This is a genomic window from Bosea sp. RAC05, from assembly GCF_001713455.1.
Taxonomy (GTDB): Bacteria; Pseudomonadota; Alphaproteobacteria; order Rhizobiales; family Beijerinckiaceae; genus Allobosea.
On sequence record NZ_CP016464.1, the window covers coordinates 456,724 to 479,415 of the forward strand.

Annotated in this window: 26 protein-coding genes and 1 other RNA gene; 12 read left to right on the forward strand and 15 right to left on the reverse strand. The window is 69.5% G+C overall.

The genetic code is table 11. The annotated features are described in order from the left end of the window. Positions 1-120 precede the first annotated feature (120 nt). Positions 121-1,050 carry a glutaminase gene (locus tag BSY19_RS05635; protein ID WP_069053290.1) on the reverse strand — a complete coding sequence of 310 codons (930 nt, stop codon included), beginning with the start codon at positions 1,048-1,050 and terminating at the stop codon, positions 121-123. Between the two features lie 134 nt (positions 1,051-1,184). Between BSY19_RS05635 and BSY19_RS05640 the strand changes: the two genes are divergently transcribed. Then, positions 1,185-1,715 carry a hypothetical protein gene (locus BSY19_RS05640; RefSeq protein WP_069053291.1) on the forward strand — a complete coding sequence of 177 codons (531 nt, stop codon included), beginning with the start codon at positions 1,185-1,187 and terminating at the stop codon, positions 1,713-1,715. A 28-nt stretch (positions 1,716-1,743) separates the two neighbouring features. Here BSY19_RS05640 and BSY19_RS05645 read toward each other — a convergent pair whose 3' ends face one another. The 3 genes from BSY19_RS05645 to BSY19_RS05655 form a co-directional block, all read right to left on the reverse strand. After that, positions 1,744-2,943 carry a GGDEF domain-containing protein gene (locus BSY19_RS05645; RefSeq protein ID WP_069053292.1) on the reverse strand — a complete coding sequence of 400 codons (1,200 nt, stop codon included), beginning with the start codon at positions 2,941-2,943 and terminating at the stop codon, positions 1,744-1,746. Between the two features lie 137 nt (positions 2,944-3,080). After that, entirely contained in the window at positions 3,081-3,776 is a 696-nt protein-coding gene (locus BSY19_RS05650) for a class I SAM-dependent methyltransferase (RefSeq protein ID WP_335622325.1), read from the reverse strand. Positions 3,777-4,059: 283 nt separating this feature from the next. After that, positions 4,060-4,818: a Crp/Fnr family transcriptional regulator gene (locus BSY19_RS05655; protein WP_069053293.1), complete on the reverse strand. Its 759-nt coding sequence runs from the start codon at positions 4,816-4,818 to the stop codon at positions 4,060-4,062. A gap of 243 nt (positions 4,819-5,061) precedes the next feature. Here BSY19_RS05655 and BSY19_RS05660 point away from each other — a divergent pair, with 243 nt between their 5' ends. The 3 genes from BSY19_RS05660 (at position 5,062) to BSY19_RS05670 (ending at position 8,283) form a co-directional block, all read left to right on the forward strand. Beyond that, positions 5,062-6,834, forward strand: coding sequence for an ABC transporter ATP-binding protein/permease (locus BSY19_RS05660; protein ID WP_171905090.1), 1,773 nt, complete (start codon positions 5,062-5,064; stop codon positions 6,832-6,834). Positions 6,835-6,879: 45 nt separating this feature from the next. Next, on the forward strand, positions 6,880-7,245 hold the full coding sequence (locus tag BSY19_RS05665; RefSeq protein WP_210184407.1) for a hypothetical protein: 366 nt from the start codon (positions 6,880-6,882) through the stop codon (positions 7,243-7,245). Between the two features lie 159 nt (positions 7,246-7,404). After that, positions 7,405-8,283, forward strand: a complete 879-nt coding sequence (locus tag BSY19_RS05670; RefSeq protein ID WP_069053296.1) for a transglutaminase family protein — start codon at positions 7,405-7,407, stop codon at positions 8,281-8,283. A gap of 26 nt (positions 8,284-8,309) precedes the next feature. On the opposite strand, the gene BSY19_RS05675 is transcribed toward BSY19_RS05670, so the two are convergent. From BSY19_RS05675 to BSY19_RS05685, 3 genes are read right to left on the reverse strand one after another with little or no spacing between them, the layout of a single operon-like run. After that, positions 8,310-9,962 (reverse strand): histidine kinase dimerization/phosphoacceptor domain -containing protein, encoded by a 1,653-nt coding sequence (locus BSY19_RS05675; protein WP_069053297.1) that lies wholly within the window; start codon positions 9,960-9,962, stop codon positions 8,310-8,312. After that, positions 9,962-10,522, reverse strand: a complete 561-nt coding sequence (locus BSY19_RS05680; RefSeq protein ID WP_069053298.1) for a sigma-70 family RNA polymerase sigma factor — start codon at positions 10,520-10,522, stop codon at positions 9,962-9,964. Before BSY19_RS05680 ends, BSY19_RS05675 begins: the two co-directional genes overlap by 1 nt. Next, a complete protein-coding gene (locus BSY19_RS05685) occupies positions 10,509-10,733 on the reverse strand; it encodes a NepR family anti-sigma factor (protein WP_069053299.1) in 225 nt (74 codons plus the stop codon). The genes BSY19_RS05680 and BSY19_RS05685 overlap by 14 nt, the downstream gene beginning before the upstream one ends. Positions 10,734-10,947: 214 nt before the next feature. Between BSY19_RS05685 and BSY19_RS05690 the strand changes: the two genes are divergently transcribed. The 3 genes from BSY19_RS05690 (at position 10,948) to BSY19_RS05695 (ending at position 12,880) form a co-directional block, all read left to right on the forward strand. After that, entirely contained in the window at positions 10,948-11,748 is an 801-nt protein-coding gene (locus BSY19_RS05690; protein WP_069053300.1) for a response regulator, read from the forward strand. Between the two features lie 212 nt (positions 11,749-11,960). Further along, entirely contained in the window at positions 11,961-12,119 is a 159-nt protein-coding gene (locus BSY19_RS27900) for a hypothetical protein (protein ID WP_171905091.1), read from the forward strand. A gap of 65 nt (positions 12,120-12,184) precedes the next feature. After that, complete coding sequence (locus BSY19_RS05695; RefSeq protein ID WP_083247414.1) at positions 12,185-12,880, forward strand: extensin-like domain-containing protein; 696 nt, start codon at positions 12,185-12,187, stop codon at positions 12,878-12,880. Here BSY19_RS05695 and BSY19_RS05700 read toward each other — a convergent pair. Beyond that, positions 12,874-13,239 (reverse strand): hypothetical protein, encoded by a 366-nt coding sequence (locus BSY19_RS05700; RefSeq protein WP_150129509.1) that lies wholly within the window; start codon positions 13,237-13,239, stop codon positions 12,874-12,876. The genes BSY19_RS05695 and BSY19_RS05700 overlap by 7 nt on opposite strands. A gap of 15 nt (positions 13,240-13,254) precedes the next feature. Between BSY19_RS05700 and BSY19_RS05705 the strand changes: the two genes are divergently transcribed. Beyond that, positions 13,255-13,758, forward strand: a complete 504-nt coding sequence (locus BSY19_RS05705) for a DUF992 domain-containing protein (RefSeq protein ID WP_069053303.1) — start codon at positions 13,255-13,257, stop codon at positions 13,756-13,758. 190 nt (positions 13,759-13,948) lie between these two features. Further along, positions 13,949-14,320 (forward strand): response regulator, encoded by a 372-nt coding sequence (locus BSY19_RS05710; protein WP_069053304.1) that lies wholly within the window; start codon positions 13,949-13,951, stop codon positions 14,318-14,320. 59 nt (positions 14,321-14,379) lie between these two features. Here the strand turns inward: BSY19_RS05710 and BSY19_RS05715 are convergent, their stop codons facing one another. The 3 genes from BSY19_RS05715 to BSY19_RS05725 form a co-directional block, all read right to left on the reverse strand. After that, positions 14,380-15,249: a VOC family protein gene (locus BSY19_RS05715; RefSeq protein ID WP_069053305.1), complete on the reverse strand. Its 870-nt coding sequence runs from the start codon at positions 15,247-15,249 to the stop codon at positions 14,380-14,382. Positions 15,250-15,371: 122 nt separating this feature from the next. Then, entirely contained in the window at positions 15,372-16,613 is a 1,242-nt protein-coding gene (locus BSY19_RS05720) for an NAD(P)/FAD-dependent oxidoreductase (protein WP_069053306.1), read from the reverse strand. Between the two features lie 71 nt (positions 16,614-16,684). Beyond that, the gene (locus BSY19_RS05725) at positions 16,685-17,734 is read right to left on the reverse strand and encodes a YihY/virulence factor BrkB family protein (protein WP_083247415.1); all 1,050 of its coding nucleotides are present in this window, start codon (positions 17,732-17,734) and stop codon (positions 16,685-16,687) included. Positions 17,735-17,923: 189 nt separating this feature from the next. On the opposite strand from BSY19_RS05725, the gene BSY19_RS05730 reads away from it, so the two are divergent. After that, positions 17,924-18,649, forward strand: coding sequence for an outer membrane protein (locus tag BSY19_RS05730; RefSeq protein WP_069053307.1), 726 nt, complete (start codon positions 17,924-17,926; stop codon positions 18,647-18,649). Positions 18,650-18,662: 13 nt separating this feature from the next. On the opposite strand, the gene recR is transcribed toward BSY19_RS05730, so the two are convergent. The 4 genes from recR to ffs all read right to left on the reverse strand — a co-directional run bounded on the left by recR (position 18,663) and on the right by ffs (position 21,814). Beyond that, positions 18,663-19,268 (reverse strand): recombination mediator RecR, encoded by a 606-nt coding sequence (recR, locus tag BSY19_RS05735; RefSeq protein ID WP_069053308.1) that lies wholly within the window; start codon positions 19,266-19,268, stop codon positions 18,663-18,665. 157 nt (positions 19,269-19,425) lie between these two features. Continuing rightward, positions 19,426-19,746, reverse strand: a complete 321-nt coding sequence (locus BSY19_RS05740; protein WP_069053309.1) for a YbaB/EbfC family nucleoid-associated protein — start codon at positions 19,744-19,746, stop codon at positions 19,426-19,428. Between the two features lie 22 nt (positions 19,747-19,768). After that, complete coding sequence (locus tag BSY19_RS05745; RefSeq protein WP_069053310.1) at positions 19,769-21,622, reverse strand: DNA polymerase III subunit gamma/tau; 1,854 nt, start codon at positions 21,620-21,622, stop codon at positions 19,769-19,771. 95 nt (positions 21,623-21,717) lie between these two features. Continuing rightward, positions 21,718-21,814: signal recognition particle sRNA small type (gene ffs, locus BSY19_RS05750), an RNA gene on the reverse strand. Between the two features lie 193 nt (positions 21,815-22,007). Here ffs and rpmH point away from each other — a divergent pair. Beyond that, on the forward strand, positions 22,008-22,142 hold the full coding sequence (rpmH, locus tag BSY19_RS05755) for a 50S ribosomal protein L34 (RefSeq protein ID WP_067253664.1): 135 nt from the start codon (positions 22,008-22,010) through the stop codon (positions 22,140-22,142). Between the two features lie 67 nt (positions 22,143-22,209). Beyond that, complete coding sequence (rnpA, locus tag BSY19_RS05760) at positions 22,210-22,662, forward strand: ribonuclease P protein component (protein WP_069053311.1); 453 nt, start codon at positions 22,210-22,212, stop codon at positions 22,660-22,662. Positions 22,663-22,692 lie beyond the last annotated feature (30 nt).

A 22,692-nucleotide genomic window follows, 5' to 3' on the forward strand; every position in this document is an offset into this window, starting at 1 on the left:
AGGTTTCCCACCACCCTTTCGCCGAAAATCCTGGCCCGGAGCTTGCGTCGCAATCATTAAAATTGTCTTGGACCGGCAAAGGTTTTGATAACCTTACGGAATTCGGCGGCTCCCGCGCCGTCAGCCGGCGCCGAAGACCGACCAGCCGGTGGCGTCGGCGAGGCGTTCCAGGGCCAGCGTTCCCAGCTGCGAATTGCCGTTGGCGTTGAGCCCCGGCGACCAGACGGCGATCGAGGCCCGCCCCGGCGCGACGGCGAGGATGCCGCCTCCCACGCCTGACTTGCCCGGCAGCCCGACCCGGAAGGCGAAGTCGCCGGAGGCGTCGTAATGGCCGCAGGTCAGCATCAGCGCGTTGATGCGCCTGGCGCGGCGGGCCGGCACCACGCGCATCCCGCCGCGCTCGAGCAGGCCGCCATGCATCAGATAGCGTCCGGCCATGGCGAGCTGCAGGCAGCTCATCGCGATGGCGCATTGGTGGAAATAGACGCCGAGCGTCAGTTCCGGGGCGTGGCGGATATTGCCGAAGGCCTTCATGTAGCTGGCGAGCGCGATGTTGCGGAAGCCGGTGGCCTGTTCGGCGCGGGCGACGGCCTCGTCGATCGCGATGGTCTCGTCGTCGGCGAGATGGCGGACGAACCGCAGCAATTCCCCGATGGCGATCCGGGGCGCATGGCCGGCCAGGTTCACGTCGGCGACGACGAGGGCGCCCGCATTGATGAACGGGTTGCGCGGGATGCCCTGCTCGCGTTCGAGCTGGACGATCGAGTTGAACGACGTGCCCGAAGGCTCCCGCCCGACCCGCTGCCAGAGGGCCTCGCCGATCTTGCCGAGCGCGAGCGTCAGCGCGAAGACCTTCGAGATGCTCTGGATCGAGAACGGCTCGAGCGCATCGCCGGCCATGTGGACGGCGCCATCGGCGGTCACGACGCAGAGGCCGAAGCGCTTGGGATCGATGGCGGCGAGCGGCGCGATATAGGTCGCGACCTCGCCCCGTTCGGTCAGGGTCGCCATCTCGTCGGCGATGTCGACGACGAGCCGCGCCAGATCCATCACGCTGTTGGTTCTCCGCCCGCGGGCGCAGCAAGCCCGAGCGGCTGGCTTCGGTCAAGCTCATGGAGGGCGTTGCGCGCCGGCGCGCTTGCGCCGATCATCCTCTGGGTGATCCGAAACGCGGGGAGAGGGCCATGCAGGCGAGGCTCGGCGTCATGGTCTGTCTGGCCGCCCAGGGCTGGTGCCTCGCTTCGGCCGGCGCGCGCCCGCTCGCAGAGGAACTGCCGCCCACGCGTGCCGCCTGCTGGGAGCGCCGCTATGACGAGGCGCACCTCGCCGCCCACCCGCAGCAGAAGGTCGCCCGGATTCGTCTGGTCCACCTGCCCGACACCTGGCGGGCCGAGCCTTCGCGCGGCATCTACGTGGCGCTCTATATCAATCTTCGACGCCGGGTGAACGCCGGGGCGGGGTACGATTATCAGCTCGGAGGCTTCTGCCGGCCGCGCGGGCAGGGGTTGCGCTGCGTCCCGGAATGGGAGGCGGGGAGCTGGCGGCTGGTGCAGGGCCCGCGGGGCACGCTCGACATTCGCAATGGCGACATCGTCGCCAACCCCAATCCCTATGACGCGGAGGAGATCGCCGATGGCGCGGTCGCGATCCCCGCGCGGCCCGACGACCGCGTCTGGCGGCTTGCGCCCGCGACCGGGGAATGCCGGATCGAGTGAAGCTGGAACGGCAGGCCCGAGTGCGCCCTCAGGCGACGGTTGACAGCGGTGCCGCCTGAGGGAGCAGGCGGCTGGCGGCTTCGCGCGGCAGCGGCGCGATCACGCAGCGCGACTTGCCGTCGGACTTGGCCTGGTAGAGCGCCGAGTCGGCCGCGCTCATCAGGCTTTCGAGATCGAGCCCGTGATCGGGCGCGCGGGCAATGCCGATCGAAGCCCCGACCGTGACCCGGACCTGGTCGTCCAGAGAATAGGGTTGCGAGAGCTCGCGCACGAGCCGGTCTCCCAGCCGCTTCAGGGGGCCGCCGCCGACCTGCTCCGACAGCACGATGAATTCGTCGCCACCGATGCGGGCGACGAGGTCGCCGGCGCGCACCAGCCGGCGCAGGCGGTCGGAGACGAGCTGGAGAAGCCGGTCTCCCGCCTTGTGACCATGGGTATCGTTGATGGTCTTGAAGCCGTCGAGATCGAGATAGACCACCGCCAGCGGCCTCGTGCCGTCATAGCGCGCCAGGCTGGCCTTGAGCGCCTGGTTGAGCCCGACGCGGTTCGGCAGGCCGGTGAGCAGGTCGTGCTTGGCCTGGAAGGCGTGTTCGCGTTCCGCCTGCATGGTCGCGACCAGCATGCTGTTGAGGCCGAAGGCCGCCCGGGACATGCTGTAGATGAAGAAGGGCAGCTGCACGAAGCCGATCAGCAGGATCGGCTCGCCCAGGAACGGCGTCGCGAAGGTGCAGGGGCCCAATGTCAGGGCGATCATCACCCCGGCCATGCGGGGGGCGCCGAAATTGCGGAAGCACACGCCGCCGACCATCGCCGTCGCGCTGAGGCAGACCAGGGTCGCCGAGACCCAGTCGCCGCTGGTCAGGCTGATGAAGGCCCCGAAGCCGATGCCGGCGGCCCAGGCGACGCCGAGCAGGATGTAGAGGTCGGTCGGCGTCGGCTCGTGCCGTGCGGCCCGACGCCGGGCGATCAGAAGGACCACGAGCCGGGCCGAGCAGCAGAGGATATCGAAGACGCACCACAGGATGAACGGCCAGGTGGGGATCCGGATCGCGACTAGCAGCGACACCGCGACGGTGTTGAAGAGGCCGGCGATGAAGATCGGCATCGTCCCGAACAGGCCGGCGACGAGCGCGTACCGGATCTCCATCGGCACGTCGGGGCCCGTATCGGCCAGCCAGCGGGTCAGGCGCCAGCGTGGCAGGCTGAACCGCGGTGTCTCGCCAGTCATGTGCCAGGCCCTTCGCGACGGCCCGGATGGCCGACGCCTCGCCCGCCCGCTGTTAGCAGGGAAGCGTTACCAACGGGTGTGTGTTTGGCGGCGGCCCGGCTGCGGCGGTGCCGAACCGGCGTCGTGACGGGCTGCCGTCAACCCGGCTGGCGGTAGACCCAGACGCGAGCCGGCGGGATGTTCCGCAGAACCCAGTCGGAGACGAAGGCCTTAAGCCCCGAGCCCTTGCGCGGCACCGGCGAGACCACCGAATAGGTAAACTGGATGAAGGGCGCGCCGTCGATCAGCAGCGTGAAGGCCTCTTTCGCCAGGGCGCTGCGCATGGCCGGCGGCTGGTTGAACAGGGGCAGGCTGGAGACGACGGCGATCGCCTTGTCGTTCAGATGGCCCGCCAGCGTCTTCGACAGGGCATAGGCGTCCCCCTCGATCACGGTGGCGCGCGGGAAGCGTTTCCGCAGCAGGGCGCAGAAATCGGGGCTGTACTCGACCAGGATCAGCCGCTCCTCGGCGATGCCGCGCTCGATCAGGGCCTCGGTGACAGGACCCGTTCCGGGGCCGATCTCGATCACCGGTCCCGGCAGAGCGGGATCGACGAAGGACGCCATGCGCCGCGCCAGGGCGGGGCTCGAGGGCGTGACGGAACCCGTCCGCGACGGGTTGTCGATCCAGGACTTGATGAAGCGCGCTTCGTCGCCGAGCTTGGCGCGCGCCTCGCTCACCCGCGAGCGCAGCTTTTCGGTGTGGCTGCGGACCTCGTCCTCGACCTTGTAACGAACGGTGGCGACCTTCAGCCGGGCCTGGGCCACGCTGTCCACCAGATCGGCGGCCGTCACGCGCATTTCATCCTCGATTCGCGCGGCGACGCGGGACTGCCCGATCCGGGCTGCCAGCGAAGGCCCCTGCAGGGGGCGGCGTGACGAGGGGAGCGACATGAAACCTCTGACGCCGGACCGAAGGCCAGACCATGGGGGGAATGAGACGTTACCTGCGCGACATATGGGGTCAAGTGCATGTGTGCGCCAAGAACTTTCGCAGACGCACCCGCCGCCCCGCCCGCGGGCGTGTTGCCGAGGTGCCTGCGCCCTGGATCGGGAGGCGCGATGCGGCCCCCGCGTTTCAGATCAGCGGCCGCGGCGCCACCTCGCGCTCGTAGAGCAGCGCCATGCGTGAGGTCAGGCGCGGGTTCAAGAGCGTCAGGCGCCCTTCACGGGTGGAAAAGAGGCCGGCCTTGCGCAGCCGCGACCAGGTCTTGCTGGTATGGACCAGCGACAGCCCCAGCGCGTCGGCGAGCTGCTGCTGGGAGAGCGGAAACCGGAAGCTGCCGTCGCTGACGAGACCCAGCGTCTCGGCCCGCCGGTACAGCGAGATCACCAGCGCCGCGATGCGTTCGCCGGCGTTGCGCTGGCCGACCGAGGTCAGGTTCTGGTCGATCAGGCTTTCCTCGCGCGAGCCGAGCCAGGCGACTTCATAGGCCATCGCCGGCATGTGCACGAACAGGTCCCAGACGCGCTTGCGCGGGAAGACGCAGAGCTCGACCTCCGTCAGCGCCTCGATGCCGTGCTGGGCGGCGCTGAGCAGCGACGCCTGCAGGCCCACGAGATCGCCCGGCAGGAGGAAATTCAGGATCTGGCGCCGCCCGTCGGGCAGGAGCTGGTAACGGAAGGCCCAGCCTGAGAACAGCGTGTAGAGTTCGGCATCCTCCTGGCCTGGATGGATGATGTCGGCGCCGGCCGGCAGATGGCGATGCTCGATCTTCATCGACTGGATGAAGCGGATTTCATCGTCCGACTTGTCCTTGAACGCAGGCTTCGCCCGCAGCGGACAGGCCATGCAGGGCACGCTGTTGCGGCCGTTCGAGGGGGCGCTCTCCGTCATGGTCCCGTCGGTTCTCCTGCTTCGGAGCGGGTGCCGGGGCGGCACCATCGCTTTCTCCATAGCAAGCCGTTCGCTTTTGTCATGAGCGGATGATGCGGAACCCTCGCCGCTCCCGAACGTTAGCGAAGACCGCCTTGCGCCGGGCGCGGTGCGGGCGGGCCACGGCGTCGCCGCAGCCTTTACGCCCGTTTCCGAGAGATCGATCCCATGTCAGACCAGCCGCGCCTTCCCAGGCGGTCGCGCATGCGCCGCTTCTTTGCCGCGGCGCTGCCGTTCTGGAGCGGCGAAACGAAGCTCCGCGCCTGGGTGCTGACGATCCTGGTCCTGTCCTTCGTCGCCGCCCAGATCGGCACGGCGGTGGCGGTGAACACCTGGAGCCGCATCTTCTTCGATGCGCTCGAGCGGCGCGACAGCGCCGCCGCCTGGCACATCGCGACCTGGCTGCCGCTGCTCGTGGCGGTGTCGGCACTGACCCTGTCGGCGCTGGTGATCAGCCGCATGCTGCTGCAGATGCGCTGGCGCGAATACCTGACCCGGCGCCTGGCGGGCTGGTGGATCGCCGACCAGCGCTATTACCGCCTGCAGTTCGTGGCCAAGGAACAGGCGGCGCCGGAATACCGCATCGCGGAGGATGTCAGGCTCGCCATCGAGCCGCTGGTCGAGTTTGCGATCGGGCTGATCAGTGCCGCCGTCACGGCGGCGACCTTCGCTGCGATCCTGTGGCATGTCGCGGGCTCGGCACGGTTCACCCTGGCCGGGACGGAGATCGTCATTCCCAGCTATATGGCCCTGGCCGCGATCGGCTACGCCACCGTCGCCTCGCTGGCGGCCTATGTCGCGGGGCGGCCGCTGGTGGCCAGGATCGCCGCCAAGAACGAGGCGGAAGCTCAGTTTCGTGCCGAGATGACCCGTCTGCGCGAGAATGCCGAGAGCATCGCGCTGATCCGCGGCGACTCCGACGAGCGCGACTCGGTCGGCGAGAATTACGGCCGAGTCGTCGCCGCCTGGCTGCGGGTGATCCGGCAGCAGGGGGTGATCGCGATCGTCCTGAACACCAATGGCGCGCTGTTCCCGATCGTTCCGCTGCTGCTGATCGCGCCGAAATATCTGTCGGGAGACGTCTCCCTGGGGGCGGTGATGCAGGTGGTGGCCGCCTTCAGTGCGGTCCAGGCCGCGCTGATCTGGTTCGTCGACAACTTCGTGCGCCTCGCCGAATGGTTCGCCTCCGTCACCCGCGTCGACGAGCTCCAGGAAGCGCTGGAGGGTCTCGACATCGCCACCGTGATGGAGGACGAGACCCGCATCACCCTGAAGGAGAGCGAGGACGGCGCGATCCACCTCGAGCGGCTCTCGATCGCCCACAGCAACGGCCGGGCGGTGATCACCGACGCCTCCATCGTGATCGGGCTGGGCGAGAAGGTGCTGATCGTCGGAGAGAGCGGCACCGGCAAGAGCACGCTGATCCGCGCGCTCGCCGGCCTCTGGCCCTGGGGCTCGGGCTCCATCGCGGTGCCGCGCGGCAAGTCGATCGCCTTCGTGCCGCAGAAGCCCTATCTCCCGATGGGCGATCTGCGCACGATCCTGCTCTATCCCGAGGCCGACAAGCCGGTTCCCGACGAGATCGTCGTCGCGGCGCTGCGGCGCTGCGGGCTGGGCTATCTCGCCCGCCGCCTCGACGACGAGGACAAATGGGACCGCACCCTCTCCGGCGGCGAGCGCCAGCGGGTCGCCTTCGCGCGGCTCGTCATCCGCAGGCCCGACATCATCATCATGGACGAGGCGACGTCGGCCCTCGATGAGGACAGCCAGAACCATCTTCTCGGCCTGTTCGACGCGGAACTGGCGCAGGCGACGTTGATCAGCGTCGGACATCGGCCGGGGCTGGAGGACTATCACGACCGCAAGATCACGCTCGAAAAGCGGCTGGCCGGCGCGCATCTCACCTCGCGCCGTCTCGGCAAGTCGCTGTGGCGGCTGTTCCGCAACCGCAACGCGGCCAATGACGCCACGGTCTGATCGCCGTCGCTCGCGCCGATGTGATGACGAAGTATCCGCCGCCGGGTGCCGAAATGGAACCGGCCCGACCTCGCCGCGTTAACAATCAGGAAGCCGGATGTTGTTGTCCGGTCGAGGCGTCGGGAGAGACAGATGTTGAACAACAGCTTTGCCCCCATCAAGCGCGCCGGCCTTTTCTTCGGATTCATGGGGGCCGCGGTCCTCGCCCTCACGCTCGGCTCCGGCTTTCAGGAGACCAACGTCAACAGTTTTGCGGCGATCGCGCAGGCCAGGCTCGACCGCCAGATGCCGTCCGGTGTTCGCCTCGCGGCGGCCGATCCCGCCCAGCGGACGGTCGGTGTGACGAAGCGGGCCATCGGCGGCGCCCAGCAGGCGCTGGCGCCATCGGCCGATCGCACGGTTCTGCGCTGACGTAAGGAAATCAGGGCTGCTGCGGGAACTCGCGCCGCCCTGCCGCGTTTGATCACCGGCACTTCCCTCGTGTCTCACTCAAGAGCCGCCTTCGGGCGGCTTGTTTTTTGGATCGGCAGACCGCTCCTGCACGGGCGCAGGGCGCAGCAGGACGCGACGATGTATCTCCGCATTCGACATTCGACGACCTACCGCTATGGCGGGCCGGTGGCGTTCGGGCCGCATCGCCTGATGCTGCGACCGCGCGACAGCTTCGACCTGCGGGTCGTCGACACCGCCCTGACCATCTCGCCACGGGCCCGTCTGCGCTGGATGCACGACGCCTATGGCAACTCCGTCGCCATCGCCAACTTCGACGCGCCCGCCAACAAGCTCGACATCGTCAGCGAGCTGGTCGTGCAGCGCTTCGGCTCTGCGTTGCCGCGAACCGAGCTCGAGGCGGCGGCCGCGATGACGGGGGTCGTCTACACCGATGGCGAGCGCGCCGTCCTGCAGCCTTATCTCGACCTCGCGGCGGCTGATCCCGACCATGTGCTCGACCAGTGGCTGGCGGATTTTCGCAACCGCATCGGGCAGGGCTCCGGCCACCTCCTGCGCGATCTCGCCCACGCCATCCATGCCGGGTTGAGCTACGCCCTGCGCTATGACGAGGGAACCCAGCACCCTGCCGACACGCTGCGCCTCCAGGCGGGATCCTGCCGCGACTACGCCTGGCTGTTCATCGAGCTGGCCCGCCGCATGGGCTTCGCCGCGCGCTTCGTCACCGGCTACATCCACGACCGCACGCCCAACGCGGCCGGGCTGGTCTCCACCGTGGGCCTGACCCATGCCTGGGCCGATGTCTTCATCCCGGGCGATGGCTGGGTCGAATTCGATCCCACCAACGACCTCGTCGCGGACCGGCAGCTGCTGCGGGTGGCGGTGGCCCGCGTGCCGGAGGACGCCTCGCCCGTTGCGGGCAGTTTCACCGGCCTGACAGGGTCTTTCCTGGGCCTGGGCGTCGGCGTGACCATCGAGGCCATCGACGCCCCGGCCTGAATTTCCGCAGGACGGTCGCCTTTCCCCTACGACACGTGCCGGATGCGCCAGCTCCCCAGCCGGCGGCCCTCGGGCTGAGCGGACTGGACCGCCTCGATCTGGGCCACCAGTCCGGCGAACATCTTCGGCGGCGCGCTCGGCGCGATGTCGCGGTCGGCTTCCAGCGCGACCTCGAGCGTCGTTTCGTCGATGTCGCGCACGATGATCGTCAGGCTGACCCCCGGCGTGCTCCTGAGGACCCGCGAGGCGACGTCGACCACGAGGAAGCCGAGCGGGATGATCCGATCGACGGAGAGGGTGGCATCGGTGTCGAGGCGGCTCGCGACCCATTGGTCGCGCGTCCGGATGAGGTTGGTGATCATCGTCACCACGTCCTCGACGAACAGGTCGACTCGGACCGGCTGCATCTCGCCGTCGGCGAGCGTGAAACGATAGGCCGCCGACAGCACATGGACCCGCGTTTCGGCGTCGGCCAGGGCGAGCCTGGCCTCGTCGCGGTAGTCCCGCTTGGTCAGCCCGATATAGCTCTGGACCACCTGGAGGCTGTTCTTCACGCGGTGGTGGAGCTCGCGCACCAGGAAGCGGTTGTCGTCGAGCGCCGTCTGCAGCCGCCGCTGGCGAACCTCCTGCTCGTCGATCATCGTGTTGAAGGCTTCGGCGACGCTGCGGATGTCGCTGGGCATGTCCGGTGCGATGACGGCCCGCGCATGGGGCTCGGTCGAGCGGGCGCGCGCCGTGGCTTCGATGCCGCGCAGCCAGTGCACGCAATGGCGGTCGATCGCCCGCAGATAGACGAGGCAGAGCAGGATCAGCGTCAGGATCGGCGCGATCAGCAGGGCGAGAAACTGCATCCGCGCGGCCCGTTCGGGGGCATTGCCGAAGCTCGCGACGACATAGAGATCGGGCGCCGTCACCAGCCGCGCGGCGTAGGCGCGCATCTGGCCCCCGCGGCTGCGCGCCTCCCAGCGCCCGTCCTCGACCGGAAAGCGGTCGGCTTCCGGCAGCCAGGACAGATCGTCGGGATTGGGCTCGCGGCGATGCATGATCACGGCCTCGCCCCGCGAGACCAGTGCGACGTTGACGCCGTCGCTTGTGCCGCCGAGTTCGAAGACCTGGTCGAGCAGGTCTGGGTCGGCCAGGAGCATCGCCTCCCGCAGGGCCGCGTCGGTCTCCATGCGGACCTGGGTGACGAGCCGCTCGGCTCCGCCGATGTTGACCTGGTCGAAACGGGCCGGAGGAAGCTGGATCCGGGTGCGGGTGGGCGAGCGCGGCAGCGATGCCTGCTGGGCGGCCAGCGCGGCCACCGAAGCCTCTGTCAGCGCGGGATCGACCGAGGCGAAGCAGGTCCGGCCGTCGGCGAGGACAATCCGAACCGCCTGGTAGCCGGGAATGCGCAGCAGCGTCTCCGCAACCGCCGCTCCGCACTCCGCGCCGGCGATGCCGTCTTTGGCGATCAGCGACCCCGAGGCGACGAGCGCGCGCAGCGCCCCGCGGTGCCAGACCCGCGTCCGCACCGCGAAATCGTCAGCGGTGCGCGACTGCGAGAGTTCGATCGCCGCAACCACGGTCCGGTAGGTGGTCACGGCCGCCAGCGCCGTGAGGCAGGCAATCGGCAGCGCGATCGCCACGAGCAGGGCGAGCAGCCGTCCCCGGACCGTGGGGAAGCGCGCGAGACGCATCAGCTTCCGACGATTTCGCTACTGACCCTTTGGATCGCGGCCGCGCTTCGGCGGTCCGGCCCGAGATCGTCGAGGCTGCCGATCGACAGCAGTTCGGCGAGCTTCGTCCGCGCGCGGTTCACCCGGCTCTTGATCGTGCCGATGGCGACGCCGCAGATCTCGGCAGTCTCCTCATAGGATAGGCCGGTCGCACCGACCATGATGAGCACCTCGCGCTGCTCCTCCGGCAGCTTGGCCAGCGCCTTGCGGAAGTCGGCCAGGTCGAGATGGCTCTCCTGATTGCCATGCGTCGCCATGCGCTCGGCATAGGTGCCCTCGCTGTCCTGCACCTCGCGGCCGCGCTTGCGATAGAGCGAGTAGTAGGTGTTGCGCAGGATGGTGAAGAGCCAGGCGCGCAGGCTGGTTCCGGGCTCGAACTTGTCGGAATTGCCCCAGGCCTTCAGCAGCGTGTCCTGGACGAGATCGTCGGCCAGCTGGATCGACCCCGACAGCGAGGCCGCAAAGGCGCGCAGATTGGGAATTTCCTTGATGAGGCCGTCCTTGAATTCAGTTGAGCTCATCGGTTGATGCTCCGGCAGCGCGACGTTCGGTTGCCTCGAGCTGAGCGAGCAGCACCAGAAACTTGTCGGGTACGGGGGCGTTCACGATGTCGTCGTAATGCGCTTTGAGGGAGCGGCCGATCGATTCCTGCACGCGCGGATCGAGCATGACCTCGGCATCGGCGTCCGCGCCGTCCTCCGGCGCGGCCATGGCTGAATCGACATTGCTCATCTCGGCCCTCGTGCGATGCGCGCGCCTGCTTTTCCAGCAAGTCGCGCCTATACGTCAACACCTCCGGCGGATGCCCCCAGATGGCGATTCCGACACGGATAGTCCCCTTAAACAGGCGATCTCACGAAAGGTTCCGCCGTTTTTCAAAAATAAATCGCTTGTCATCGCGACGGCGGCGGTGCTCATTTCCGGCACATTTACAGAGGACATCTCTATGTCGATTGCCAAGGAAATTGCGCCGCATCTGCCCTATCTGCGCCGATTCGCCCGCGCCTTGACCGGGACCCAGGCCAGCGGCGACGCCTATGTCGTCGCCATGCTCGAAGCGCTCGTGCTCGACCCGTCTGCTTTCCCGCGTGACCTCAATCCCCGCATCGGCCTCTACCGCACCTTCCTGACGCTGTGGTCGTCGGTCGGGCTCAATACGGCGGACCCGTCTGCGCCCGTCACCCTCGGCCGCACCGCCGTCGAGCGCAATCTCGAAGCGCTGACGCCGCGGCCGCGCCAGGCCTTCCTGCTGCGCACGGTCGAAGGCTTCTCGATCGAGGAGGTCGGGGCCATCATGGGCGTGGCCGCCGCCGAGGCGGCCGTCCTCGTCCAGACGGCGGGTCAGGAGATCGCGGAGCAGGTCGCGACCGACGTGCTGATCATCGAGGACGAGCCGATCATCGCGCTCGACATCGAGACCATGGTCGAGGAGCTCGGCCACACCGTCACCGGCGTCGCCCGAACGCAGCGCGAGGCGATCGCGCTCGTCGCCAAGAAGCGCCCCGGTCTCGTCCTGGCGGACATCCAGCTCGCCGACGGCAGCTCGGGACTCGACGCGGTCAACGAGATCCTCGCCACCATCGACGTGCCGGTGATCTTCATTACCGCCTATCCGGAGCGCCTGCTCACCGGCGACCGGCCCGAGCCCGCCTTCCTGATCACCAAGCCCTTCCAGCCGGAAGCGGTGAAGGCCGCCATCAGCCAGGCCCTGTTCTTCGACCGTCGCGCCGGCCGCAAGGCGGCCTGACCACCCTCTCCGCCCCGTCTTCCAGCCCGCGGTGCCCCGGTGCCGCGGGCTTTTCCATGCCGAAGGCCCGCGCGACGCGCAGGCTGACGAGTGGCCCGTGGCCCCCGCCCCATCCGTCCATCGCGCGGAACATCCCGTCCGGACCGGCGTTGCCCGCCCAGCGGACACCGGTCGGCCCGGTCGTCCACGAGACGGGAGGATGAGGCATGGTGATGACCTGTATCGCCGCGATCATCGGCGCATCGTCGCTTAGCGTCGCGCTGTTCGGCGGCATCGTTCCCCTCGGCGCGACGGTCGAGGAGGTCCTGTCGCTCGCGCTCGCGGGAACGACCGCGCTCGCCGTCGCGAGCGCCGCTGCGTTGGACATCTGATCATTTTTGCCGGTCGCAGCAGCAGCCTGCGCCGCCGCGCGGGGTTCGCGGTCCTCGGGCTGGCCATGAGCCTGGCTGCGGCCCAGGCACAGCAGCCGCGCCCCGTCCTGCCGCCGCCGCGACCATCCGACGTGGCGCCCGGTGCCGCGCCCGCCGACAGCCGCCCGCCGGTGCCCGACCCTGCCGGTCCGCCCTCCTCCTGCGTCGCGGCGCTGACGGCTCGGCACGGTGCCGACCTGCGTGTGACGCCTCGTCCGGCGAGTCCCGACGGTGCCTGTCTCGTGGTCGACCCCGTCGAGATCGCGGCGCTCTCGGTGGGGGAAGGCCCCGGCCGCCGCCGCATCGAACTCCAGCCGCCGGCGATCCTCAGCTGCGAGATGGCGGGTGTGGTCGCGCAATGGCTGGAAACCACCGTCCAGCCCCTCGCCAAAGGCCATTTCGGCCGCGATCTGGTGGCTCTGCGGGTCGGCGGCGGGTATGAGTGCCGCCATCGCAACCGGGGCGCCGGGGGCCCCCTCAGCGAGCACGCCACGGGCCGAGCGCTCGACATCTTCGGCTTCGAGATCGGCGAGGCTCCGGCCCGGCTTTCGGTCTCCGTCACGCCTTCAGGGGATCATCAGGCTTTTCTGGCGGCGATCCGGCAATCCGCCTGCGGGGCTTTCGCCACGGCGCTGGGCCCGGGGTCCGACGCCGCGCATGCCGACCATCTCCATGTCGACATCAAGCCCCGTGGCTCGCCCGCCGGTCGCTTCTGTCAGTAGGCCTCCGCAACCGCGGCGGCGAGGTCCCTGGACTTTGTTGCGGCGAGCGCGCCGGGCGCCTGCGCCGGGCCGGGCCATGCGCCCGGGCGCGCCCGACGGGCTGCGCCGGAACGCCGCGCCGCCAGGATGTCGAGTGCCAGCTCGCGCTCGAAGCCTTGCAAAATCAGGGATTCCAGCTCCCAGAACGGGGCCGCTGGCAAGGCTTCGCCGCCGAGGGAGACGACAAACGGCGGTGCCTGATCCTGACTCACGACTGACGGCCCTTCATGATTCATGGCAGATACAACGCAGCAGAGATTGACCCGTTCCAGCTTGCGCGGAACTGTGCCCTCGGTGGGGCGTTTGGTGGACACCTTCATGTCAGGAGCTTCCCGATGATCACGCGGCCTTCGAAGCCGATCCTTGCTGCTATTGTCGCGGCAGCCGGCCTTCTGGTTTCCGGCTTGGCCGCATCCGCCCAGTCCGGATCGCCGGCGGGGCGCCTGAGGTGCAACGTCGGGGCCGGTCTTGGCCAAGTCGTCACCTCGCAGCGGCCGATGAACTGTACCTTCACGCCGCGCCGCGGGCCGGCGCAGCGCTATGTCGGCATCGTCCGCAATTTCGGCATCGATCTCGGGAAGAACCGCGCCACCACGATGTCGTGGCGCGTCTACGGGCCCTATGCACGCGCTCCCCTGGGGGCGCTGTCGGGTCGCTATGTCGGCGCGACGGCCGGAGCCTCTGTCGGGGTCGGCGGCAGCGCCAACCTGCTGGTCGGCGGCAACAACAACGAGGTCACCCTTCAGCCGCTGTCGCTTCAGGGTTCGCGCGGGATCAACGCGGCGCTCGGCGTGACCGGGTTCGAATTGTCGCTGGTCGAGCCGGGCCGGGGCCGTTGACCCCGGGGCGACCATCCCGGGGAACCCGGCTCACCGCAGGGTGACGGTTTGCTAACCGTATCCGTTCAAATTGACGCGGATTTGAACGACGTCATGGGTGCCGGGGGCCGAAGTCCGGAACATGGACAAGGCTCTGCCGTTGTCCTCCCATGATCGTCAGTGTTCACAGAGTAAAGGAGGCGCGGGAGTCATGACCGATATCCGCATCCTGATCGTCGAGGATGATCCGTTCATCGCGATGGACATCGAATCCGCCGTGGCCGAGCAGTTCGGCCCCGCCGCCGAATTGATCGTCGTCGACTCGGTTTCGCAGGCCCAGCGCGCGGCGACCGCGGCCGAACTGTCCTGCGCCCTGCTCGACATCGACGTCGTCGGCGGCAAGACCTTCGAGGTCGCCGCCAACCTGCTGCAGAGGGGTACACCCTTCGCCTTCGTCTCGGGCTCGACGCCCGGCGACGTGCCGGAGCCGCTCCGCAACGTGCGCTTCCTGCGCAAGCCCTTCTCGACCCGCGACATCACCAGCTTCGTCTCCGCCGCGGTGGCCCAGCCCGCCAAGGGCTGACGCACCGCGTCGACGAAGGGATGTTATCGAGCCGCCGGTTTCCGGCGGCTTTTTTCGTGTCAGCCCTGCCCGGGCACCAGCGCCAGCCGGTTGCCCCAGGGGTCGTCGATGGCGGCGCCCGTCGTGGTCTCGCGGCCCCCGGCCTCGAGCATGCGGCGGCGCATCATGGCCAGGTCGGTGGCGTCACGGGCGACGATTTCGAAGGCGGCGAGCCCCGCCTCGCCCGGCTGCCGCGGCCCGGCGCCACGGCTGCTCCAGACATTGCCGGCGATGTGATGGTGATAGCCGCCGCTCGCCAGGAAGCTGGCGCCGGGATAACGGACCATCAGCTCGAAGCCGAGCGCACCCGCATAGAAGGCCTCGGCCGCGGCGGTATCGCCGACACGCAGATGGATGTGCCCCATCCGGGTCCCCGCTGGCATGCCGGCATAGCGGCCGCCGCGCGCTTCGGCGAGGAGGGCCTGCAGATCGAGCCGCTCCGTCGCCATCCGGATCGCGCCGTCGCGCCGTGGCCAGTCGGCGCGCGGCCGGTCGCGATAGATCTCGATGCCGTTGCCTTCCGGGTCCGCCAGATAGAGCGCCTCGCTGACCAGGTGGTCGGAGGCGCCCTCGAGCGGCAGCCGGATCGCGGCGGCATGGGCGAGCCAGTCGGCGAGATCGGCCCGCGCGGGCAGCAGGATGGCGAGATGGAACAGGCCGGCCGCCGAGGCCGGCCGGGTCGCGCCACGTTCGAGCCGCACGAGAACCTCGCCGTCGATGCCGAGGTCCGATGCATCCGCGGTCTCGGCGATGACGCCAAGCCCGATGCTGTCGCGGTAGAACGCCGTGAGCCCAGGCAGGTCGGTCACGCGCAGCGTCACCGTGCCGATGTGGAAGGGGGCCTGTAACGCCTCCAGGGCGGGCCTCGACAGATCAGCGACCGCGGCCATGGCCGTCTCCTCTTCGCTTTGCGGCCGGGATGCGCCGCCGGTGCAGAGATGGCGCTTGCGCCGCCGCTTGTCTCCAGTGCGGGCTGCAAGCATCGGATTGCAGCCCCGCAACCTGCCCCTTCTCAGCCGCGGGCCGGGTCGGCCCGGTCGATCGCGAAATGGCTGAACCAGGGGGCCTCGACCCCGCCGATCAGCGCCCCCATCAGACGCGAGGCGAGATAGCTGAAGGTGATGCCGTTGCCGCCATAGCCATAGGCCGCCACCAGCCGGGGATGGCCGGGAACGCGCCCGATCAGCGGCAGCCCGTCCTGTGTCTGGCCGAAGGCACCCGACCAGGCATGCCCGAGGGTCGGCGCCGCTCCGGGCACCAGGGCCTGCAGCCTGGCGAGGAGCGCCGCCGTCTTCTGCGGCCCGGCCGCCTCGCGGTGGTCCGGATCGTCGTCATCCTCGTCCTCGCCGCCGATGATGATGCGCCCGTCGACCGTGGTGCGGCAGTAGACGTAATCCTCCGAGGCCTCCCAGACGAGGGCGGGGCCGGGCCAGAGCACCTCGCTCGCCTGCGGCAGCGTCGCGATCGCCCAGCTCGACGCGACCCGGTGCAGCTCGCTGTGCACGCAGTCGGGCATGACATAGCCCGTCGCCAGCACCACATGGCTCGCCTCGATGGTGCGGCCGCAGCCGAGCGTCACCGCGGCGCTGCCGGCGGTGGAGTCGAACGCGACCGCCTCGCCGCGGATCAGCTTGGCGCCGCGCGTTGCCGCGACCTGCAAAAGGGCATGGCAGAGGCTGAGCGGGTCGCCCTCGGCGGAACCGGGTGAAACGATCGCGGCGGCCCGGTCGAAGCCGTAATGGCCGAGCAGCGTCGCATGGTCGAGCAGCTGTCCCGGCAGGCCGGCCCTGCTGCGCAGGGCGCATTCCTCTTGCAGCTCGCGCGGGCCGATGTCGCCGGCGGCGAGATAGACGGTGTCGCGCGGGTGGAAGGCGCTGCCGAGCCCGAGCGTGGCGACGCTCTCGATCAGCCCCTCCACCGCCTTGAAGCTGCGCCGGTAGACATCGGCCGCCTTGTCGAAGCCGTAGAGCTCCGCGAGTCGGCGCAGCGGCAGGTCGATCTCCCATTGCAGCATCGCGGTGCTGGCGGCCGTGCTGCCGAAGCCCTCGCGCTCCCGGTCGACGATGATCACGTCATGGCCGAGGCCGGTCAGGTGTTCGGCCGCGAGCGCGCCGGTGATGCCGCCGCCGATGATCGCGACGTCGCAGCGCGTGTCCGAATCGAGGCCGATGCTGGCCGGCCGGGGCGGCCCGGACAGCCAGGGGCTGGCCCCGCTGCGCAGGTCTTCGTGGCGTGTGCTGGCGGGGTCGAGCATGGCGGGGTTCCGGTTCCGGAAGCGGCGCCGTGGCGACCGACCGTTGGGGCGGGGTGAAAGGGAGAGTCTGACTAGCCGGCGGCGGGCGGCCCGATCCGGTCCGCCATCGTGGCGCCGCGATGTCCCAGCGGCTTGGGCCGGCCGGTCGTCGTGTCATGGGCCGTCTGGTGCTCGAGCTCCGCGTTGAACTCCGCGCCGGCGAGCACGATCATGGCCGAGAGCCAGAGCCAGGTCATGAACACCACCACCGTGGCGAGCGAGCCATAGGTCGCCGTGTAGTTGCCGAGCGTGCCGACATACCAGGAGAAGGCCCAGGAGGCGCCGGCCCAGAGCAGAGCAGCGGCGACGGCGCCGGGCATGACCCAGACGAAGCGCGCCCGTTCCCGGCTCGGGCCGAGCCAATACAGCGCTGCGATGGCGAGCGTCGCCATCAGGAAGAAGGCGGGCCAGCGCACCAGCCGGATCAACCGCTCCAGCTCGAAGGCGAAGGGAAACAGCGCCGTCACCACGGGCAGGCTGGCGATGGCGGTGAGCGCCGCCACCAGCAGCACGACGCCGCTGATCGTCGTCCCCAGCGAGATCAGGTTGAGCTTGATGAAGCTGCGCTTCTCCTGCTCGCGATAGATGATGTTGAGCGCATCGAAGACGGCCTTCACCGCCGCATTGGCCGACCAGGCCGCGACCGCGAAGGAGATCAGGAAGGTCATCGACAGGACCTGCACGTCCTGCCCGGCGAGCCGCATCGCCTGTTCGTGGATGAGTTCGCGGGCCGCCTGCGGGAACACCGTCGTCACCACGTCGAGCTGCTCGGCGATCGTCGCGGGGTCGGTGAGGTAGCGGTAGATCGTCACCAGCAGCGAGAGCGCCGGCACCATCGACAGCAGCGTGAAGAAGGCCACCGCACCGGCGAGCGAACTGATCCGGTTGTCGGCGACATTGGCCGCGAAGCGCAGCATCACGTCCTTCCAGCCGAGCCAGGTCATCTGCCAGGGGGTCTGGGCCATGCGCCCGCGCGCGGCTTCGCGGCTGCGGCGCGACAGCCGGCGGGTCACCGCTTCGGCGACATAGCCGAGCGCGACGCCCGCACCGGCGGCACCCGTGATCCGTTTCAGAAGGGACATGCAGGACGCTCCACTGCCGCATCGTCGCAGCGGCAGCACCGCCTAGCAACGGCGCGCCCGCGCGAAGGTTCCGGGCCCATCCGCGTGCGGCGCGGAGTTAGCCGCTCGTTAACCTTAATGCTTTCTGATCATCCCGACAGCCGCTCGCCCCGCGGCCGGTCCCCGTTTCGTAAAAGCGTTGAGGCTGCGATGACGATGCACAAGAAAGCGGCTCTCGCCGGCCTGGCGGCCCTCTGCGGCGCCTGGCTGTCGCTCGCGCCCGTGCTGGCGGCCGACATGCCTTCCTCCCGCAAGCTGCCGCCGGCCCCGGCCCTGCCGGCCTTCTACTCCTGGACGGGCGTCTATCTCGGCGTGCAGGCCGGGGTTGCCTGGGGCCAGGAGAAGACGAGGCTGTCCGACACGCTCGGCCGGGCCTTCAACGGGGCGGCCTTCCGCCAGAGCTCGGATTCGGCGCTCGGCGGCGGCCATGCCGGCTTCAACTATCAGGCGGGCAGCCTGGTCTTCGGCATCGAGGGCGATGTCGAGGCGCTGGATGGTGGCGAGACGCTGGTCGCGCCCGGCATCTCGGCAAGGGTGACGCGCGACTGGCAGGCCTCGCTGCGCGGGCGCGCCGGCTTCGCGCTCGACCGCTTCATGATCTACGCCACCGGCGGTGCCGCCTTCACCGAGTTCAACTATCACCTCGTTGGCGCCGCTGCAGCCGCGCCCGAGACGATCGACCGGTCGCGGACCGGCTGGACGGCCGGCGCGGGCGTGGCCTTCGCCTATACCGACAACCTGATCCTCGGCGCGGAATACCGCTACACGGATTTCGGCAAGGTCGGCCAGACCGCCCGCGGCCCGCTGCTGGGGCTGACGGTCCGGCAGGAGCCGACCTTCCACACGCTGCGCGCCAGCGTCGCCTACAAGTTCTGACCGGAACCCGTCGTCAGAAGCCGGTGCGCTGGCGGATCGCGGCGGCCAACGTGCCGTCGTCGAGATAGTCGAGCTCGCCGCCCACGGGCACGCCATGGGCAAGCCTCGTCACCTTGAGCGGCAGATGCGCCAAGAGATCGGTGATGAAATGCGCCGTGGTCTGGCCATCGACCGTGGCGCTCAGCGCCAGGATGATTTCCTTCACCGCCGGGTCGGAGGCGCGCGCCACCAGCGCATCGAGCGACAGATGCTCGGGCCGCACCCCGTCCAGCGCCGAGAGCACGCCGCCGAGAACATGATAGCGCCCGGGCACCGCGCCGGAGCGCTCCAGCGCCCAGAGATCGGAGATGTCGGCGACGACGACGATCAGCCCGTCGTCGCGGCGCGGGTCGCGGCAGAGCCCGCAGGGGTCGCTGGTGTCGACATTGCCGCAGGTCGAGCAGACCACGATCTTCTCCCGCGCCACGGCCATCGCCTCGGCGAGCGGGCCGAGCAGCGCCTCGCGCTTCTTGACCAGATGCAGCGCCGCGCGGCGGGCCGAGCGGGGCCCTAGGCCCGGCAGCTTGGCCAAGAGCTGGATCAGCCGCTCGATCTCGGGGCCGGCGATGGCGCGGGACATGGGATCAGTCTCTCGCGATCGCTCAATCAAACCCGCTCCGTCATCCCGGGCAAGCGCAGCGCAGACCCGGGATCCATCCTAGAGCGCTTCCGCCCTTCGATGGATCCCGGAGCTCCGCTTCGCTCCATCCGGGATGACGGGGAGGATGATGGCACCGTCAAAACAGCTTCATCCCCGGCGGAATCGGCAGGCCCTTGGTGATCTCGGCCATGCGCTCCTGCATCACGCGCTCGGCGCGGGTGCGGGCGTCGGCGCAAGCGGCCACGACCAGATCCTCGAGGATCTCGCGCTCCTCGGCCACCATCAGGGACGGGTCGATCTTCACCGCCTTGAGCGCGCCCTTGGCCGTCATCGTCACCGTGACCATGCCGCCGCCGGCCGCGCCCTCGACCTCGATGGTGTCGAGCTCGGCCTGCACATTGGCCATCTTCTGCTGCATCTCCTGCGCCTGCTTCATCAGGCCCATGATGTCGCGCATCGGGTCGTCTCCCTGTAATCGGTCAGAAATCAACGCCGTCGAAGTCGGGCTCCGCATCGTCGAAGAGCGGCTCCCCGTCGGGCAGGTACTCATCGGCCGGAGGCGTCGCCTCCGCGCGATCGGACTCGGCCGCGCGGGGGTCGCGCACGTCGACGATGCGCGCACCGGGAAAACGCTCCAGCACCGCTTTGACAGCCGGGTGCGAGGCGGCGTCGCTTTCGCGCTGGCCCTTGGCGGCCTCGGCCTGCTCGCGCAGGGTCGCGCCGCCTTCGCCGTTGACCACCGCGACCATCCAGGTCTGGCCGGTCCATTCCTTCAGCCGGCGCGAGAGATCGGTCGCGATCGTGCGCGAACTGCCGCTGGCGAGCGAAAACTCGATCCGCCCCTGCTCGAAGCGCACAGGGCGGACATCGCGCTCCAGCGCGAGCTTCAGCGTGATGTCGCGGTTCTGCGAGGCCAGCGCCACGACATCCTCGAGCGAGGCCACCGTCACGGCCGGCAGGGCCTGGGCGCGCGGGGCCGGCGCCATCATGGGGGCGGGGTTGGCGCTCGCCAGCACGGGACGCGCCGCCAGCGCCGTGTTGCCGCCGCCCGATGGCGGCCGCGGCGCGGAGGAGGTCGCCTGGCCTCCGACCGCGCCCGAGCCGTCACGCAGCATCCGCAGCGCCTCGTCGGGGGTCGGCAGGTCGGCCGCGTGCGCCAGGCGCACCAGCACCATCTCGGCGGCCATGATCGGCCGGTCGGCCTGCTTCACCTCACTGAGGCCCTTCAGCAGCATCTGCCAGGTGCGGGCGAGAATGCGGATCGACAGGCGCTGGGCGAAATCGCCGCCGCGCACGCGCTCCGCCTGGGACAGCCCATTATCCTTGACCGCGTCGGGCACGAGCTTCAGCCGCGTCACCAGATGGGTGAATTCGGCGAGGTCGGAGAGGACGACGGTCGGGTCGGCGCCGGCATCGTACTGGCCGCGCAGTTCGCCCAGCGCCGTGGCGATGTCGCCCTTCATCACCGCCTCGAACAGGTCGATGACGCGGGCCCGGTCGGCGAGACCGAGCATCGAGCGGACATCCTCGAGCGTGATCGTGCCGGCCGCATGGGCGATGGCCTGGTCGAGGATCGAGAGCGAGTCGCGCACCGAGCCCTCGGCGGCGCGCGCGATCGCGGCCAGCGCCTCGTCCTCGGCCGCGACATTCTCGGTCCGGCAGATACCGGCGAGGTGCGTCACCAGGAGGCTCGCATCGACGCGGCGCAGGTCGAAGCGCTGGCAGCGCGACAGCACGGTCACCGGGACCTTGCGGATCTCCGTCGTCGCGAAGATGAAGCGCGCATGCGGCGGCGGCTCTTCCAGCGTCTTCAGGAAGGCGTTGAAGGCCCCCGTCGAGAGCATGTGCACCTCGTCGACGATGTAGACCTTGTAGCGCGCCGAGACGGGGGCGTAGCGCACCGCGTCGTTGATCTGGCGGATGTTGTCGACGCCGTTGTTGGAGGCGGCGTCGATCTCCTGCACGTCGATGTGCCGGCCCTCGATGATCTCCCGGCAATGGACGCCGAACTCGCGCAGGTCGGTCGTCGGAGCGCCGCCGCCATCGGCCGTCTGGTAGTTCAATGCCCGGGCGAGGATGCGGGCGGTCGTGGTCTTGCCGACGCCGCGCACGCCCGTCAGCATCCAGGCCTGAGGAATGCGCCCGGCGGCGAAGGCGTTGGTGAGCGTGCGCACCATCGCGTCCTGGCCGATCAGGTCGCCGAAATGCGCCGGGCGGTATTTGCGGGCGAGCACGCGATAGGGCGTCGCCACCGTCGGCGGTGCCGGCGCGGGATCGAAGCCGGCGAAGCCCGGCTCGTCGGCCGGGGGCGCTGCGTTGCTGTCGTCGCTCATCGGTCTGGTTTGGCGGTTCGCCGCGCGAGGGTCAACGCCCGTTTCGATGCGGCGTCCGCACCCTGAGGCAGTGACCTCGCGGGGCCTGTCGCGACGGTGGGAGGCTGGACGAAGACCCGTTCGGTCTCGTTAGGGCTGCTTCCTTCCGGACCTGACCCGGTTGGCGAGTGAGACGTCCCTCGCCAACCTCCCGCCCGCTATATCGGGGATAAGCCCGGCGAGTGCAAGCGCGCCTTCGGCATTGACTTGGACCGGGCCATCCGTCATAAGCCCGCCACTTGCGCAACCCTCGGGGCGGCGCGGAACCATTCGCATGCAGGCTCGGTCGGCCACGCTTTCTCAGGAAAGCTGCGGCCACTGTGCCGACGAGCCCCGGAGACGGACGATGAAGAGAACCTATCAACCCAGCAAGCTGGTCCGCAAGCGCCGCCACGGCTACCGCGCCCGCATGGCGACGGCCGGCGGCCGCAAGGTCATCGCCGCTCGTCGCGCTCATGGCCGCAAGAAGCTCTCGGCCTGAGTGACCGGCGCGTGACAGCCGCGCGCCGCATCCGCGAGCGTTTTTTCCGGAAGACTGGCCAATCGCCATGCGCCTCGCCCGTCTGACGCAACGCAAGCAATTCCTGGCGGCGGCCGATCGAGGCCGCCGTTTTCGTTCGTCCGCCTTCACCGTCCAGGTTCTCGACGGGCCGCAGCGCGCGGCCGGCGAGCAGCCTGAGCCGGATGGCCTGCGTCTCGGCCTCACCGCCTCGCGCAAGGTCGGCAACGCCGTCATCCGCAACCGCATCCGGCGGCGTCTGCGCGCGGCGGCCGAAAAGGCGTTCGAGGCACAGTCCGGCCGGCCCTGCGACATCGTGGTCGTGGCGCGGCCGGAGACGCTGACCGCCGATTTCGACATGCTGGTGAACGAGCTTGCGGTCGCGGTCGAGCGGGCGCGCCCGCAGGGCCAGGGGCGCAGGCCGCGCCCGGCCCCGGGTCCCGCGGCCGGCAAGACGCGGGGCAAGGGCGGCGATCGCCCGCCCGGCCCCCAGAACGACTGAATCCCCCGAGCCCGACGCGGCGTCAGCGAG